This is a genomic window from Haloleucobacter albus, from assembly GCF_052492075.1.
On the sequence record NZ_JBQWAS010000030.1, the window covers coordinates 96,116 to 111,206 of the forward strand.

15 protein-coding genes are annotated in these 15,091 nt (G+C 61.6%); 6 read left to right on the plus strand and 9 right to left on the minus strand.

What is annotated here, in order from left to right; all coding sequences use genetic code 11:
* Nucleotides 1–38 precede the first annotated feature (38 nt).
* The 4 genes from lptG to ACT6QH_RS13995 form a co-directional block, all read right to left on the minus strand.
* Nucleotides 39–1,130 carry an LPS export ABC transporter permease LptG gene (gene lptG, locus ACT6QH_RS13980; protein ID WP_444975439.1) on the minus strand — a complete coding sequence of 364 codons (1,092 nt, stop codon included), beginning with the start codon at nt 1,128–1,130 and terminating at the stop codon, nt 39–41.
* 25 nt (nt 1,131–1,155) lie between these two features.
* Nucleotides 1,156–2,322 carry an LPS export ABC transporter permease LptF gene (gene lptF, locus ACT6QH_RS13985; RefSeq protein WP_444975440.1) on the minus strand — a complete coding sequence of 389 codons (1,167 nt, stop codon included), beginning with the start codon at nt 2,320–2,322 and terminating at the stop codon, nt 1,156–1,158.
* Nucleotides 2,323–2,487: 165 nt separating this feature from the next.
* Nucleotides 2,488–2,847 (minus strand): ArsC family reductase, encoded by a 360-nt coding sequence (locus tag ACT6QH_RS13990; RefSeq protein WP_444975441.1) that lies wholly within the window; start codon nt 2,845–2,847, stop codon nt 2,488–2,490.
* A gap of 60 nt (nt 2,848–2,907) precedes the next feature.
* A complete protein-coding gene (locus tag ACT6QH_RS13995) occupies nt 2,908–3,609 on the minus strand; it encodes a TetR/AcrR family transcriptional regulator (protein ID WP_444975442.1) in 702 nt (233 codons plus the stop codon).
* A gap of 1,267 nt (nt 3,610–4,876) precedes the next feature.
* On the opposite strand from ACT6QH_RS13995, the gene ACT6QH_RS14000 reads away from it, so the two are divergent.
* On the plus strand, nt 4,877–5,623 hold the full coding sequence (locus ACT6QH_RS14000; RefSeq protein WP_444975443.1) for a TerC family protein: 747 nt from the start codon (nt 4,877–4,879) through the stop codon (nt 5,621–5,623).
* Between the two features lie 78 nt (nt 5,624–5,701).
* Here ACT6QH_RS14000 and ACT6QH_RS14005 read toward each other — a convergent pair whose 3' ends face one another.
* On the minus strand, nt 5,702–6,373 hold the full coding sequence (locus ACT6QH_RS14005; protein ID WP_444975444.1) for a transglutaminase-like cysteine peptidase: 672 nt from the start codon (nt 6,371–6,373) through the stop codon (nt 5,702–5,704).
* Between the two features lie 194 nt (nt 6,374–6,567).
* Here ACT6QH_RS14005 and ACT6QH_RS14010 point away from each other — a divergent pair, with 194 nt between their 5' ends.
* A complete protein-coding gene (locus tag ACT6QH_RS14010) occupies nt 6,568–7,317 on the plus strand; it encodes a rhomboid family intramembrane serine protease (protein WP_444975445.1) in 750 nt (249 codons plus the stop codon).
* A gap of 194 nt (nt 7,318–7,511) precedes the next feature.
* Nucleotides 7,512–7,943: a CBS domain-containing protein gene (locus ACT6QH_RS14015; RefSeq protein WP_444975446.1), complete on the plus strand. Its 432-nt coding sequence runs from the start codon at nt 7,512–7,514 to the stop codon at nt 7,941–7,943.
* Nucleotides 7,944–8,022: 79 nt separating this feature from the next.
* Here the strand turns inward: ACT6QH_RS14015 and ACT6QH_RS14020 are convergent, their stop codons facing one another.
* Together ACT6QH_RS14020 and ACT6QH_RS14025 are read right to left on the minus strand one after the other, a co-directional pair.
* Nucleotides 8,023–9,687, minus strand: coding sequence for a lysine--tRNA ligase (locus ACT6QH_RS14020; RefSeq protein ID WP_444975447.1), 1,665 nt, complete (start codon nt 9,685–9,687; stop codon nt 8,023–8,025).
* A 49-nt stretch (nt 9,688–9,736) separates the two neighbouring features.
* Nucleotides 9,737–9,973: a hypothetical protein gene (locus ACT6QH_RS14025; RefSeq protein ID WP_444975448.1), complete on the minus strand. Its 237-nt coding sequence runs from the start codon at nt 9,971–9,973 to the stop codon at nt 9,737–9,739.
* 7 nt (nt 9,974–9,980) lie between these two features.
* On the opposite strand from ACT6QH_RS14025, the gene ACT6QH_RS14030 reads away from it, so the two are divergent.
* Together ACT6QH_RS14030 and ACT6QH_RS14035 are read left to right on the plus strand one after the other, a co-directional pair.
* A complete protein-coding gene (locus ACT6QH_RS14030; protein ID WP_444975449.1) occupies nt 9,981–10,124 on the plus strand; it encodes a hypothetical protein in 144 nt (47 codons plus the stop codon).
* A gap of 77 nt (nt 10,125–10,201) precedes the next feature.
* A complete protein-coding gene (locus tag ACT6QH_RS14035; protein WP_444975450.1) occupies nt 10,202–10,870 on the plus strand; it encodes a TetR/AcrR family transcriptional regulator in 669 nt (222 codons plus the stop codon).
* Here the strand turns inward: ACT6QH_RS14035 and ACT6QH_RS14040 are convergent.
* On the minus strand, nt 10,864–11,634 hold the full coding sequence (locus ACT6QH_RS14040; protein WP_444975451.1) for a transporter substrate-binding domain-containing protein: 771 nt from the start codon (nt 11,632–11,634) through the stop codon (nt 10,864–10,866). The genes ACT6QH_RS14035 and ACT6QH_RS14040 overlap by 7 nt on opposite strands.
* Before the next feature lie 381 nt (nt 11,635–12,015).
* Between ACT6QH_RS14040 and ACT6QH_RS14045 the strand changes: the two genes are divergently transcribed.
* Nucleotides 12,016–14,052: a glycosyltransferase gene (locus tag ACT6QH_RS14045; protein ID WP_444975452.1), complete on the plus strand. Its 2,037-nt coding sequence runs from the start codon at nt 12,016–12,018 to the stop codon at nt 14,050–14,052.
* On the opposite strand, the gene ACT6QH_RS14050 is transcribed toward ACT6QH_RS14045, so the two are convergent.
* A complete protein-coding gene (locus ACT6QH_RS14050) occupies nt 14,043–14,699 on the minus strand; it encodes an SCO family protein (protein ID WP_444975453.1) in 657 nt (218 codons plus the stop codon). The two genes, ACT6QH_RS14045 and ACT6QH_RS14050, sit on opposite strands and share 10 nt — an antisense overlap.
* Nucleotides 14,700–15,091 lie beyond the last annotated feature (392 nt).

Sequence of the window (15,091 nt, forward strand, 5' to 3'; positions counted from 1 at the left end):
TTGTGTTTCTGTCCCTGCGATGGGGCGCGGCATGGCCGTCATCCGTCCTCCCGGTGCAACAGAACTAGAACCCCCACGATAATCCCAACGGTGGCGGGAAACCACGCCGCCGCAACAGGATGAACAATGCCCGCTTCGCCAAGGTCTTCAGCGAGCTTCGTGCCAACATAAAGCAGAAAGCCCGCCAGCACGCCACCGAGAATCGTTTGTCCCACCCCACCGAAGCGGAAAACACGCAGCCCGACCACAGCTGCGATCAACACCATGGCAACCAGCAGAAAGGGGCGCGCCAGAAGGCTTTGCAGCTGCAACCTGTAGCGTTCTGCACCGAAACCGGTCTGTTCCGCGCTGTGGATAGCTGCGGGCAGTTGCCAGAAGGGTACAGTTTCGGGCGCCATCAGCGATTCCTGTATACGCTCCGGGTCGAGATTGGTGGTGATGAGGAAGGTCTCAAAGCGTTGCAGATCCTGGCCGGGAGCCAGAACACGGGCATCTGTGAGTTCCCAGACGCCATCGAGAAGGCGGGCGCTTTTGGCGTCGATCCGCGCCGTCAGCCGATCCTTCTGGTCGAATTCGTAAACCACAACATTGGAAAGTTGGCGTCCATCATCCTGGGATGCGGTGGCCTGGATGATGGCTTGCCCGTCAATGCTCTGCTGGCGAATCCAGAACTCATTTCGCGCATCCGACAGGAAAGAGCCGGATGTGCCGAAAATCTCGCTCTCAAGCTGATTCGCGCGTTCCTTGAAGTCCGCCGAGAGGGGATTGAACACCGTGGTGGCGAACACGCCGATGAGGAACGCCACGATGATGGCCGGCGCAATGAACTGCCAGACGGACAGGCCCACGGCCCGCGCCACCACCAGTTCCAGATTGCGGGACAGCATCACAAAGGTGGCCATGGCCCCAAACAGCACTGCGAAGGGGAGGAGCTGCTCGGTAAAGGCCGGTGTGCGATAAATGGTGACCAGAGCCAGCATGGTCGTGGTCACATTCTCGCGGTCGGCCGTGCGGCGCGCCATCTCCAGAAAATCCACCAGCATGATGAGGCTGACGCAGGAGAAGAAAATCAGCGCTACCGCCCAGGTGAAGCGCCGCGCGAAATAGAAGCCGAGGATTCGTCCGATCATGAGCTCAACTGCTGTTCGCGCGCGCTCATGACGGGCGCTGTGCGGAAGGACGGGTAAAGCGCTGGCGCAGCGCTTCGGCGGTGCGCATCATCCATGCCGGTGCGCGCGGGCGCAACCAGCCCTGTAGCACCATGGCGCACAGGAGAATGGTGATGACGGGCAGGGCGTAGATGAGAGGCGCGGCGATGTCCTGCGTGCGCAACTGGCCGATCAGGGCAAAATTGCCGATCTGGAGGATGCCCATGGCGGGGATGATGGCCATGAGGGCGAAGCCGCGGCTCTGCCGGGTGGTGCGGGGGCGGGCCAGTGCCGCTGCGGCAATGGCGAAGAAGGCCAGGGGATAAAGCCCGGCCGAAAGGCGCTTGTGCAATTCCTCCCGGAACCGGCCGGGTTGAACCAGCTTGAAGAAATCATCATCAGGCGGGTTCAGCACATAGACAAAGGAGCGCTCCGCCGGCAGGTGCAGCTCGCCCTGGCTTTCAGGGGTGAGGCTGGACAGATCAAAGGCATAACGGCGGAATTCCACCACGGAGGTGCCATTGTCCTTCGCGCCCCGGCGGTGAATGGAGCCATCTTCCAGCACCAGAAATGTGCCGGCCTTGCTGTCCACAATATGGCCGCGGTCGGCGATATAGGTGGTGATGGCGCTGTCATCGCGCCCGTCATTGATGAGAATGCCGCTCATCACGCCATTGGAATCGCGTTCACGCACATGAAACACGAGCCCTTCGGAGAGCTGGATGAACCGGCCGGGCTGGGCCACAAAAGACACCACATCCGCCCGCACCCGCGTCACCTGCTCACGGAACATGCGCAGTGAATTGGGCACCACCTCAATCGCCAGAGCTCCGCAGAAGACGGAGACCAGAACAGCCAGAAGAATCAGCGGCCGGATCACCCGCCACGGGCTCATGCCGGCTGAGGCCATCACCACGATCTCACTGTCGCCATTCAGCTTCAGCAACGTATAGGCTGTGGCGATGAACAGCGCCGCCGGCGAGATGACCTGCACCAGAGTGGGCATGGTGAGCCCGGTAATGGCCACGAAGGCAAGAATCGTCTGCCCCTGGCTGGTTACCAGATCGAGCTGGCGCAGCGCCTGGGTAGACCAGATCATGCCGGCAAGCACCACCACCACGCCAAGAAAGGCTATGGCCGCAGTGGAGAAGATGTAGCGATCGAGACGGCCCATCAATCCTCAGTCACATTAGAGGGCTTGCGCCCGGCTTGCCCGGTATGATGCGGGCCGTTTGTGTGCGCTTGCGCCACGTGCGGCCAGACTGGATGCGCTCCAGACTGGCGAATGGATACAGGCACGCGTCGCAATGCACAAATGTCCTTTGCGCAGAGCGGTTCATCAGGCTCGTGGTGTGGCGAATGCAGCCTCATAGGCTTCGGGCTTGAAGCCCACCAGAAGCTGGCCGTTCAGATCCAGAACCGGGCGTTTGATGAGGGATGTGTGTTCCAGCATCAGCGCAATCGCCTTGTCTGCGTCCAGCTCGCTCTTGTCGGCTTCGGGCAGCTTGCGAAATGTGGTGCCGGCGCGGTTCAGCAGCACGCTCCAGCCCAGTTGCTGCGCCCACCCCTCCAGCACCGGGCGCAAGAGGCCGTCCTTCTTGTAATCGTGAAAGCTGTAGCTGACGCCGTGCGTGTCCAGCCATGTGCGGGCTTTCTTCATGGTGTCGCAGGCTTTGATGCCATAGATGGTGACGGTCATGGTGCCTTTCCGGCCGGTTCATCGGTTGGGTGGCGCAGCCGCGCATATGGAGGGGGCAGTTCAGCGTCTGGCGGCATATGTGTTCATGAACAAGCGCACCGCCCCATCGACAACCCGCTTGATATCGACCGGGCCCAGGGCAGGTTCACTGCCCAGAAGCATGGGTAGTGTGATATTGCCCTTGCAGAGGGCAAAAAATTGCGCAGTCGCCAGCTCGATATCCTCAATCTCCAACAGGCCAAGGTCTACCTTTTCGCGAAGGTAGGTTGCAAGGCGGCGATTGCCGGTACAAGGGCCGGCTTCAAAGAAGCGCTGACTGATTTCCGGGAACTTGCTGCCAACTGCAATCACCATACGCAGGATGGCGATATTGTCTTCGCGGATCATGGCGCTGACGAAAGACATGCCGAGCCGGTGCAGAACCCTTTCGACATCCGGCTCCTCGGTGTCCAGTTCAAACAGGCGTGCGGTGGTGGCGGTGCAATCCCCCGCGACAAGGGATGCGAAGAGATCTTCCTTGTCGCGGAAATAGACATAGAGCGTGCCCTTGGAGACGCCGGCGACACGGGCGATATCGCCCATGCTGGCGGCATCAAACCCGCGCTCCAGAAACACACTGCGCGCACCGGCCAGAATGCGACGACGCTTTTCCGGGTCCTGCCCGGCCCCGGAGCTGTGGTCCTGAAGGGGGCCGCAGGCTTCAACGCCTGGAGTGTGCAGGTTCGCGGAGGAGGCGGGTGAGCCGGGCATGTGTGTTTTCAAGGCATCTCTCCTCCTTCATTTCCCAATGCCAAAGAGCATATGGGGTGCGGCTGGCGAGTATGGCGTGTCATTTTCTCTGCCATATTCCCTGCTGTTCCAGCGTCTTCAAGCCAGATCTGCATCTGGGCGGGTCTCTACACGGCTTTGTGCGGCTGGGCGGTGTGTGTTTGCGCCGCCAGCAGGCCTGTTTTGCCCCGGACCGGGACGCCTGTGGCCGGGAGGCCGCACCGAATGGGGGAATGCGCACCAAAGTGACCGAACCGTTTAGTTCTCTCTTGCCCTATCCGATGCCTTGCGCTATGTCAAAAAACGTCGACCGAACCGTTCGGTCATTCCGTGGTCCGCAACCTGCGGAATGACCGGGCCGAGGGAGGAGGGCATCGCCCCCCGCTCTCCTCCCTCCTTTTTTGATCGACGCTTTATCCTGATATTCCGGTATGTTGCGTTGCCGGCAATGGGTTCTGGTGCATCTGCGCGGATGCTTCCGGCGATGTCTGGCCGCGCCACGCGTGACGCTTTCGAAAATGATTTCACACGCGTTGGCGTGACGATTTGTCGCGGATCAGGGAGGCTTGGTCTGCGCGGAAGTTGCTTTACCTTATGGGCACCGATCCGGGCCCCTCTGGCGCGGACCGTGGTGCAGCGCCTTCCGGCTCGGCCATGGCCCGCGTGATGTCGGATCATCGCATCATCTGCAAGCAAGCTCCCGTGTTTCGCTGCTGTCTGGGTATATGCCTGGCAGCGCGGACGAGAGGGCTTCCGGGATCGGGTCCGTCATGTCTGTCTTGCGCTTGAGCCAGCGCGCGAGTTCGGTTTTTTCCGTCTGTTATCGCTACATGTTCGTGCAGGGGGGAGAAGTATCTTCCGCCCGGTCGCGCATGTTGCGGTTCTGCACGCCGTGGCCTTTCCTGTCGTGGTCTTTCCTGTCGTGGTCTTTCCTGTCGCTTGCGCCCCTTGCCCGCGCCGGCCCTGCGGAGTCCGGTGGGGCAGATCCGCCCTCTGGCGGAAAGTGAGCGGCGCGGCCCGCATCGCGCTTTCGTATCGTGCGCCCCTTGCTCCCGCGCCCTTTGCTCCATTGTGTTGTGTCTCATGCTCCTGTGTCGGCCGGCGGCAGATGATCTGCCCGGCCTGTCACACGGAGGCTGTCTTTGCGTTCCATCACCCTGATGTTCCGCATGTCCAGCCCGGTTGCGTTTTGGCTGCTGCAAGCATCCGTTGGCGCAGGGGGGCTGTGCATGGCCTGCCTTGTCAGTGAAAGTTTTCCGGAATGGATTATCTGCTGCACCTTGCTGTTGACCCCGCCGCGTGGGTCGCTCTCGTCACCCTGATCGCCATGGAAGTGGTGCTGGGGGTGGACAATCTGATCTTCATCTCCATCCTCACCAACAAGCTGCCGCAGCAATATCGGCAGAAAGCGCGGCGCATCGGCATCAGCCTGGCCCTCATTCTGCGTCTGGCCCTGCTGGGCACGGTGGCCATCATCGTCACGCTCACGACGCCGATCTTCACGCTGTTCGGCCATGGATTTTCCTGGCGCGATCTCATTCTCATCGCGGGCGGTCTGTTCCTGGTGTGGAAGGCCACCAAGGAAATCCATCACAATGTGGACCCGCACCCCGATGATGATCTGTTTGATGCGCCGGCTGCCGTCTCCATCGGCTTCACTGCTGCCATTGTGCAGATCCTGTTGCTGGATCTGGTCTTCTCGATTGACAGCATCATCACCGCTGTGGGCATGACGGAGCATATTCCGATCATGATTATTGCGGTTATCGTGGCTGTGTCCTGCATGTTGCTGGCGGCGGACCCATTGGCCAAATTCATTGAGGCCAACCCCACCGTAGTGATGCTGGCGCTGGGCTTCCTCATCATGATTGGCATGACGCTGATCGCGGATGGTTTTGGTGCCCATGTGCCGAAGGGCTATGTTTATGCTGCCATGGGCTTTTCCGCCGCCATTGAAGGGCTGAACATGCTGGCCCGGCAGCGTCATGAAAAGGTGGCTCGCAAATAGGCGCTGCCCAGCTGAAATCTATCGGCGTCCGCAGGCCTGCGCCCGGACGCCGATAGTCCCCGGCTCGTCATGTCAGCTTCAGCGACGACCGCCCACCACTGTCGGCACCATGGTTTCACCTAGAAAAACCCATGTATTCGGGTTTTCATAAGACTGACGCTTCACATAGCGGTAGCCGGTTTCCTTCCAGGGCAGAATGGCATTTTCCTGATTGTCGAGGATCAGGTCGCCCTTGTCGGTTACCACGGTCAGCACGGCATGGCCGTCGCCATTATGGTCGCGCACCACGGTGATGAGCAGAACCGAGGCCGGCCAGCCCATTTCGATGAGGGCGCGGCGCTTTTCCAGTACATAATCCTCACAGTCACCCTGTCCGGTCTCCGCATAGGACCAGTGCTCCGTCTGGCCATGCTGTTCCATATCGGTCACGGGGGCGATAGCGGCATTGTACTGGAGGTTGATCTGGTTGAGCTGCTGGCGCTGAAGCGCGCCGAGACGCACGGCTCGTACGGTTCTTTCCGGCGCACGACAATCTTCCGGGTGTCCGGCGCAGAAGCGCACGAAGCCCTTCGGCGCGGATGTGTATCCGCTATCCGGCAGATGGCGCGGCGCAAAGCTGGCCGAGAGATTGGCAAACCGCAACTCCTGCGCCACAGCCTGGGAGGCCATGCCGAACGGGAACGAGACGAACGGCCCGGCTGTCGCAAGCAGCAGGATCATCGTCAGGGTCTGGAAGAAGCGCTTTGTCATGGGCACCGCACCTTCGGTTAATGAAATGATAATGCCCGAGATTGGCCGCAATTGCTTCGTCAACCTCTTGTTAACCTTAATATCCGTTAAGATATTGGGCCGGAAGCGGGCATAGCGGTGACAGGTCTGGCGCGCTGGCGATGGCCTTGCCTTTTTTCCTTGCCCGGATGCGTCGGCCTTCTTATGGACAGGGGGTGTCTCAGCTTCCGCCCTACAGGCCCGCCCCTGCGCGCCAGCCCGTTTTCAATGCGCCCACCTGTGTGGTTGCGCTGTCCGGGCTGCTTGTCGCTATCCATGCCATCCGGGTTCTGCTGCTGAGTGATGCGGTGGATTTTGAGGTGTTGCTCCAGCTCGCCTTCATTCCGCGCCGCTATGGCCTGCCGGAAGCAGAGTTTTTTGCGGCCACCGGGCTGGGTCCGCGCCTGTGGACGCCGGTGACTTATGCGCTGCTGCATGGCAGCTGGATGCATCTGGGCTTCAATCTGGTGTGGTTCGTGGCCTTCGGCACTCCGGTCGCCCGGCGGTTTGGTGCCACACGCTTCATCCTGTTTTGCGCGGTGACTGCGGTTGCCGGAGCGGGGGCGCATTATCTCAGCTACCCGGAAGGCGGCGTACCGCTGGTGGGGGCATCCGGCGCCATTTCAGGTGTCATGGCGGCTGCGGTGCGCTTTGCTTTCGCTCCGGGGGGCGCGCTCTCACCACGCTGGTCCGGCCCGCCATCCGAGCAGAATACCGCCCATACCTTGGGGGAGGGGCTGCGAGACCGGCGCGTGCTGGTGTTCGTGGGCCTGTGGGTAGGCTTCAACCTGTTGCTGGGGCTAGGTATTTCCCTGCCGGGGACAGAAGGGGCCGAAGTGGCCTGGCAAGCCCATATTGGCGGGTTCCTGGCCGGCTTGCTGTTGTTTGACCTGTTTGATCCGGTGCGCGCTGGTCGGGCAGGGTAAGGCGTCCGCTCTGCTGAGGGGCTGGGCACCTCCCGTTCCGGGAGGGAACTTTCTTTCTCGTTTCGATTTCTTTCTGCAAGTGCGAGTTGCGCTCTTGTGCGAGAGGCCGCTTGTGTGGATCATTTCACTTCGGAAACGGGCCGCCTGGATAACACCGGATCAACCGGGAAGGCGGAAGAAGGGAGCCATGGCCTATGACTGTCAGCATCATTCTCAAGAACAAGGGCAGCGATATCGTCGCCATGAAGCCGGATGCCACGGTGGCGGAGGCTGTCGCCTGCCTGACGGAAAACCGTATTGGCGCCGTTGTCATTGTGGATGACGCGCAAGCCGTGGTGGGCATCATTTCCGAGCGCGACATTGTGCGTCTGCTCTCACGCCATGAAACCAAAGCGCTGGAAGCAAAGCTGGATACGGTGATGACCCATGCCGTCGTGACCTGCACCCCGGATGAAAACATCACCACCATCATGGAGCGGATGACGCGCGGGCGCTTCCGTCATGTGCCGGTGGTTTCCGGCACGCGGCTCGTGGGCATCATCTCCATCGGTGACGTGGTGAAGTATCGTCTGGAGGAGATGGAGCGTCAGCATGCGGAACTGCGCGATTATATCATGACGGCCTGATGCCATACGCAACCGGCCGGCAAAGCGCCGGCCGGGAACGTGCTTTTCTTCATATGGTTTTTAGGCCAGGGCTTCCGGCTTACTGCAAGGTGCCATCAAGCGCCTGGGAGATGAGGGCGCGGGTTTCCGGCACGCCGTAAATCTCCACGAATGAGCCGAATCGCGGCCCCTTCTGCAAGCCCAGAAGTACCTGATACAGCGTATTGAACCACTGCACCGAAACGCCCGGCCGTTCCGGTGTGGCGTTCTTGGCCTTGAAATCCTGATAGCGCTCAATGGGGCGGGCCACATCGTAAAGCGCGGTCTGGATGTCTTCCGCGCTGGCGTTTTCCGGCAGGGCGGCAAGGGCGGCGTTCAGCTTTTGCAGGGCATCGCGCTCGACCTCGTCGGGCGTGCGGAACACCTTGCCCGGCTTCACGAAATCCTGGAAATAGCGCACCGCATAGCCCACCAGCTCATCCAGCTTGGGGTGGGTTTCAGGCGAGATACCCGGCACATGACGGCGCAGGAAGCCCCACAGCGTTTCCTTCTCCTCGGTATTGGAGGCCGAGGCGAGATTGAGCAGCATGGTGAAGGATACCGGCATATCCAGCTTGGGCGGGTTGCCCGCATGGATGTGCCACACCGGATTGTTGAGCCGCAGCTTCCAGTCCTGCGTTTCATAGCGGGAGAGGAAGTTGAAATATTCGTCCACCGCCTTCGGGATGACATCGAAATGCAGCTTCTTCGCCGAGCGCGGAGACTGGAACATATAGAGGGCCAGACTCTCCGGGCTGGCATAGGTCAGCCATTCATCAATGGTGAGGCCGTTGCCCTTGGACTTGGAGATCTTCTGGCCGTTCTGATCCAGAAACAGCTCATAGACAAAATGCTCCGGCGCAACGCCACCCAGAACATTGCAGATCCGGTCATAGATCGGCGCGTTGGTCTGGTGGTCCTTGCCGAACATCTCGAAATCAACATCCAGCGCGGCCCAGCGTGCGCCGAAATCCGGCTTCCATTGCAACTTCACATGCCCGCCGGTGACGGGAATGGTCTTGTCCACCCCATCCTCATCGGTGAAGGTGATGGTGCCGGCCTCAGCATCCACCGCCTTGAGCTGCACATAGAGAATGCGCCCGGAAGTGGGGGAAATGGGCAGGAAGGGGCTGTAGGTGGCCTGGCGCTCCTCACCCAGCGTGGGCAGCATGATGGCCATGATGTCATCATACTTCTCGGCGGCCTTCAGCAGCACCGCGTCCAGCTTGCCGGAGTGGTAATAGTCGCTTGCGCTGGCGAATTCGTAATCGAAGCCGAATGTATCAAGGAAGCGGCGCAGCATCGCATTATTGTGATGCCCGAAGCTCTCATAATCCCCGCCAAAGGGGTTGGGCACCTTGGTGAGGGGCAGCTGGAGATAGGGCTTCAGCGCCTCCACATCCGGCACATTCTCCGGCACCTTGCGCATGCCGTCCATATCATCGGAGAAGCACAGCAGGCGGGTCTTGATCTTGTCTTCGGTCAGCACACGAAAGGCATGGCGCACCATGGTGGTGCGCGCCACTTCGCCGAAGGTGCCGATATGCGGCAGGCCGGAGGGGCCATAGCCGGTTTCGAACAAAACCTCGTCCTTGGGTTTGCGCTTCAGCCGCTCCACGATCTTGCGCGCTTCCTCGAAGGGCCACGCGCCGGCGGTTTCGGCAAGCTGGCGCAGTTCGGCGGCAAGTTCGGCAGGCGTGGCCGAGGCGGACGAGGTTTCTGTCATGTCAGGCTCCGGAAATGGAGCGAGAACTTAGGAATGTCCGGCCATGGCGTCAACGCGCGGATGACGGCTTTGATGCATGTTCGGGCGCAGGGGCGGCCTTGGGCTTCTTCGGCGCGGCGAATGGCGCGATCACATGCACCATTCCGATGACCATGAAAGGCACCGCCACCAGCGTGGTGAGCCATATCGGCCAACCTTCCGTGAGCGGGGCCAGAACATACAAGATGGCGTTGATGAGCAGATAGGCCCCCACCATCATCAGCGCCAGAAATCGCAGATGCGACATATGCGGTATGCGCAGAACAGGGCGGCGGGGCGTCTGGCCGGGCGCCGTTTCGGCTGCGCTGGCCTCCTGTGGGGCGGATGCTGGCGGCGGGCAGGAGGCGGTGGGGGTGGACGTAGAAGTGGATGTGGATGTGGGCATGGGCGATTCCTGATAACGGAACGGTTCGTTTCGTTATTCTTGATATAAACGATCCGTTTCGATTATATCAAGCGCAAAGGAGAGCCAGACGTGTCCGATTTGAAAGAAGCACCTGAGGTCCATGCTTCAGAAGCGCAGCCGTCTCCGACGGAAGAGGGGGGCTGCCGGCGCGCCTCCATTGGTGCGCGGCGCAATCCGGAGACGCAGGCCGCCATTCTGGAAGCCGGGCGCAGCCTGCTGGCCGAAAAGGGCTATGCCGGCTTTTCAATTGATGCAGTGGCGCGACGGGCCGGAGCCGGAAAGCCGACCATCTATCGCTGGTGGCCGAGCAAGGCGGATCTCTTCATTGAGATTTACAGCCAGGAAAAGCGCTCCAGCCTGCTTCTGCCCGATCATGGCTGCCTGTTGCAGGATCTGGAAACCTATACCTGCGCCCTGTGGCGCTACTGGCAGGAAACCCCTTGTGGCAGCACTTTTCGCGCGCTGGTTGCCGAAGCGCAGGCCAGTGCGACAGCGCTTGATTCGCTGCGAAACACCTTCATGCCCCGACGTCTGAAGGATGCGCACACCCTGTTCAGCCGGGCGGCTGCGCGCGGGGAGGTGCAGGCCGGGGCGGTGGATATGCTGGTCCAGCTCTATATCGGCTTCAACTGGCTTCATCTTCTTACCGGCCAGCTGGAAGAAAAAGAGGGGGAGATCCGCGCCATGGCGCAGCTTCTGGCGGCAGCAGGCAAAAATGCGGATATGCCGGATCAGTAAAAGCTGACCGGGAACCAGCGCAGATACAGATTCGTATAGATACCCTTCTGCCAAATACGTTGAAGGGCATAATTGATGGCTTCGCGTAGTGGTGCATCCCCCTGTCGCACGGCCACGGCCAGCCCTTCGCCGAAGAACAGGCTTTCCGTGAAGGGGCCGCCGACAAACTGGCAGCAGCCTTGCGAATCTGCACCATTCAGCCACAGGGCCAGTGTGGGGCCATCAGCAAACAGAAGATCTACCTCGCCGGCCTTCAGTGCGGCGCGGGCGCTGGCCAGATCGGGGAAGGGCCGGATCGCCGCCTCGTTGAAGAAAGAGCGCAGATAGGCTTCATGTGCGGTGCGGCTCACCACGCCAATGCGTCGGGTTGCCAGATATTCGGGCGTGGCCTGCTGGTGCAGGGCGGCATCATCCCTCCGGGCGATGAAACGGGCCGGCAGGCCCAGATAGCGCTCTGAAAAATCCAGAATTTGCCGGGAGGCTGGCGTTACGGCAATGCCGGCCATGGCCGCATCAGCGCGGCCTTCTTCCAGTTCTGGAATAATGGCGTCGAAGGGCGTGGTCTGGATGGCGCAGGGCAGGGCCAGTTCCGCGCAGATGGCGTGAGCCAAATCAATGTTGAAGCCGATGACCCGCCCCTTGCCATCGCGGAAATTGAAGGGCGGAAAATCGTCTGCTGTCACGAAGCGCAGTTCGCGTGGCAAGCGGGCGGAATCGGGTCGCTCCTGCCGCCGGGCCATGTTCCAGAAGTTGGGAATGGTCACAGCGGGCCAAGATACTGCCGTTGTCTCTGCCGTTGTCTTTGCTCTTGTGCCGGGGTCGGGCGGTTCATCCGTCTGTGCATGGGCGAACACAGGCAGAAGAAGCAGAAAAAGCAGGCTCGCCAGAAGCCGGTTCCAGTTCCGGCCGGGCCTGCGCCGCTTCTGTTCCCGTTCTGGGGAAGGCTTCATCCCGCAAGGGTTGTGTGTCGCCCCTGAAACTGCAACCGCAGGCCAATGGAGTGTGAAACGCCTGCTGCTTATGAGGGAAAAGAACAGCCAGTGATTGAGTTCGCATCTGGCGCGCACCACCATGTGTCGTGCGCGATGACGGCGTGTCATGAGGGCGGATCGTGGGGGCATGTCGATGCGCATGTTCGGGGGCTCATGAACGACAGGGATCAGGCTCGCAGGGGTTCCGGCGTCACGCATGCAGGGGCGGGCGATGCGCCTATGGTGGGGCAGGCCCGCCGGGGGAGCAAGGGCGATCATATGGGCGATCAGACTGGAGGAGGTTTCGGGCCGGATGCCGGGCCGGAGCGCCTCCCGGTTGAGCTGGAAGCCTTTCGTGGCCTTCTCTCGCCAGATGTACTGGCCGCCGCCGCGCGCCGCGCGCGCGATCTGGGTGTGGGGGGCGATCAGGTTCTGGTGGCGCAGGGGCATGTCACGCCTCGGCAGGCCGCGCAATGTCTGGCCGATCATCTGGGGCTGGAACTGGCGCAGCCGGAGCATCTGCATCTGCCTCCTGATGCTGCCACGCTCAAGGCCCTGTTACGCACGGGTGCCGTACCGGAAATGCTGGCGGATGGGCGCACGCGGTTCAATCTGGCCGCAGAAGGGCGGGAGGTGCGCCATCTGGCCCGCGCCCTGAAAGCCGATACCACCTTGCATCATCGCGTTCGGCTTCTGGCGCCTGCCGATCTGCGCGCTCTGGTGATGGCCCGCGCCAGCCGGGCTCTGACACGGGATGCGGCCTTTCATCTGCGTGATACAAAGCCTGAAGCCTCTGCCGGCACGCTTTCCCAGCCTTTTGTGACCACCATGTTGGGGCTGGCCATCGCCACGCCTTTGCTGGCGGCCCTTCTGGTGCCCCTGATGCTGGGGCAGCCGGTGACCTCCGGCTTTCTCATTCTGCAATTCGTTCTGTCTCTGGTTTTCCTGTTCTGGATTACCCTGCGTCTGGCCGGTTGCCTCTATGACGCGGAATGGCCGCGCCACCCGTCTGAAGAGAGCTGTGAGGCGGGGGAGCGTGGTGCGGCTGATGATCGCGCGTTGCCGGTCTACTCCATTCTGGTGCCGCTCTACCGTGAAGCCGCCGTGGTGCCACAGCTTGTGGAAGCGCTGGGCGCGCTGGATTATCCGCCCGAGAAGCTCGACATCAAGCTGGTGGTGGAGGCAGATGATACTGCCACCCGCGCCGCTATTGCGTCTACGGCGCTGCCAGCCTGCATGGAGGAGGTGGCGGTTGCCGATATTGGCCCACGCACCAAGCCCAAGGCGCTGGATATGGCGCTGGCCTTCACACGTGGCGCCTATGTCTGCATTTTCGACGCCGAGGATTTGCCGGAGCCGGATCAGTTGCGCCGGGCCTTGGCGGCCTTTCGCGGGCAGCCGGAGGTGGGCTGTGTTCAGGCCCGGCTTTGCGTGGATAATGGCGATGAAAGCTGGATCAGTGGCCAGTTCGCAGCGGAATATGCGGCCCAGTTCGATGTGCTGCTGCCATTACTGAACGCGCTGGAGCTTCCCATTTTGCTGGGCGGCACTTCCAACCATTTCCGCCGGGATGTGCTGGAGAAAGTGGGCGCGTGGGACCCGTTCAATGTCACGGAAGATGCGGATCTCGGCATTCGTCTGGCGCGGGCCGGCTGGCGCACGCGGGTGATTGCTGCCTCAACCTTCGAGGAAGCGCCGCTGACATGGCGGGCCTGGCTGGGCCAGCGCACCCGGTGGATGAAGGGCTGGGCGCAGACCATATTGGTGCATGGCCGCCAGCCCGGTGCGCTGGTGCGGCAGCTGGGGCTGAGGGATACACTGGTGTTGGCGCTGCTGACCGTGGGGCCCTTTGCCGCCGCGCTGGCGCATCCCTTCTTTCTGTTGCTGCTGCTGTATGATCTGTCCCAGGGGGTGGTGGGGCTGCCCTGTGAAACGTCTCTGGAAGTCGTGGTGTCCGGGCTTTCCTACTGCACCTTGCTGGTGGGGACGCTGGGGGCGGCGTTTGCTGTGATGATGGGCTGGCGGCGACGGGGGCAGAGCGTGCGCTGGCGCGTGGTGATGACCATTCCGGTCTATTGGGTGCTGGCTTCCGTCGCCACCTTCAATGCGCTGGTGGATCTGGTCTGGCGGCCTTTCTACTGGAAGAAGACCGAGCACGGCCTTTCCCGCCGGCGCGGCAGGCCCGGCCTTGGGGTGGCGCTTCAGAAATAGCGTCGCAGCTCCTGCGCGGCCTCTTCCGGCGGGCGCTTGGCATTGAAGGGGCCGGCAAAACTGCCGGTCTTGTCCATGAGATAGATGGTGGCGGTGTGGTCCATGGTGTAATCGCCATCTTCCAGCGGCACCTTGCGGGCATAGACACGATAAAGCCGCTTGATGCTTTCCACCTCTTCCGGTGTGCCGCTGAGGCCGCGCAATTGCGGGGCGAAGCTGGCGAGGTAGGAGTTCATCACCTCCGGCGTATCGCGTTCCGGGTCCACGCTCACGAAGAAGGATTGCACCTTGTCGGCATCCGGGCCGAGAGCGGCAAAAATCTCGGACATTTCAAACAGGGAGGTGGGGCAGACATCAGGGCAGTGGGTGAAGCCGAAGAAGATGAGGGTGGGTTTGCCCTTCAGATCGGCTTCTGTCACCACCACGCCGTTCTGATCCACCAGCCGGAAGGGGCCGCCCACGCTGGCCGAGGATGTGATGCCCTGCGGTGGTGCGGAAGGCAGAAGAAGGGAAACCACCGCCACCAGAATGGCGGCGCCTGCCGCAAATGCCGCGAACAGGGCAATGGTGCGGTTGCGTGCAGAAGTGGATGGCCGGGCAGCCGGGCGTTTGGCCGGGCGGGATGGCTTCTGCGGGCGAGTGGACATGGCAGGCACTTCCTCTGTTCGGCACGATGATGCCGCAGAGCGGAAAGCTCAGCCTGCCACGGGCCTTCCCTGAAGGGCGAAACTACATGCAGGTGGCAAGGCCGGCATTCATCACATCGAAGAAAACCGTCGTTCCGTACCGGGTCCAGAGAAGGAGTGCAATGAGCAGCAATGCCGCGCCCAGCGCTGAAAGGCCCAGGGCAAGAGGGCTGAAGATGTGCTGGCGCACGGGCCGCCGTGCATCTGGTCCCGGTTTCCCGGCACCTGGTGCATCATGAGATGCAACCTGTCGCGGATCTGGGAACGTGCTGGGCGACATGTCAGAAGCTGGCCCCCTTTGGACGACGGAGCCCACGCGCCATCTGTTCAGCTTTATGGTGCCGCAGCCGGAA

Bases quoted from the DNA above. Each gene is read 5' to 3' on its own strand.
- ACT6QH_RS14020 (WP_444975447.1), bottom strand. From the start codon at position 9,687: ATGACAGAAACCTCGTCCGCCTCGGCCACGCCTGCCGAACTTGCCGCC.
- lptF (WP_444975440.1), bottom strand. From the start codon at position 2,322: ATGGGCCGTCTCGATCGCTACATCTTCTCCACTGCGGCCATAGCCTTT.
- ACT6QH_RS14025 (WP_444975448.1), bottom strand. From the start codon at position 9,973: ATGTCGCATCTGCGATTTCTGGCGCTGATGATGGTGGGGGCCTATCTG.
- lptG (WP_444975439.1), bottom strand. From the start codon at position 1,130: ATGATCGGACGAATCCTCGGCTTCTATTTCGCGCGGCGCTTCACCTGG.
- ACT6QH_RS14000 (WP_444975443.1), top strand. From the start codon at position 4,877: ATGGATTATCTGCTGCACCTTGCTGTTGACCCCGCCGCGTGGGTCGCT.
- ACT6QH_RS14050 (WP_444975453.1), bottom strand. From the start codon at position 14,699: ATGTCCACTCGCCCGCAGAAGCCATCCCGCCCGGCCAAACGCCCGGCT.
- ACT6QH_RS14015 (WP_444975446.1), top strand. From the start codon at position 7,512: ATGACTGTCAGCATCATTCTCAAGAACAAGGGCAGCGATATCGTCGCC.
- ACT6QH_RS13990 (WP_444975441.1), bottom strand. From the start codon at position 2,847: ATGACCGTCACCATCTATGGCATCAAAGCCTGCGACACCATGAAGAAA.
- ACT6QH_RS14005 (WP_444975444.1), bottom strand. From the start codon at position 6,373: ATGACAAAGCGCTTCTTCCAGACCCTGACGATGATCCTGCTGCTTGCG.
- ACT6QH_RS14045 (WP_444975452.1), top strand. From the start codon at position 12,016: ATGAACGACAGGGATCAGGCTCGCAGGGGTTCCGGCGTCACGCATGCA.
- ACT6QH_RS14030 (WP_444975449.1), top strand. From the start codon at position 9,981: ATGCGCAGAACAGGGCGGCGGGGCGTCTGGCCGGGCGCCGTTTCGGCT.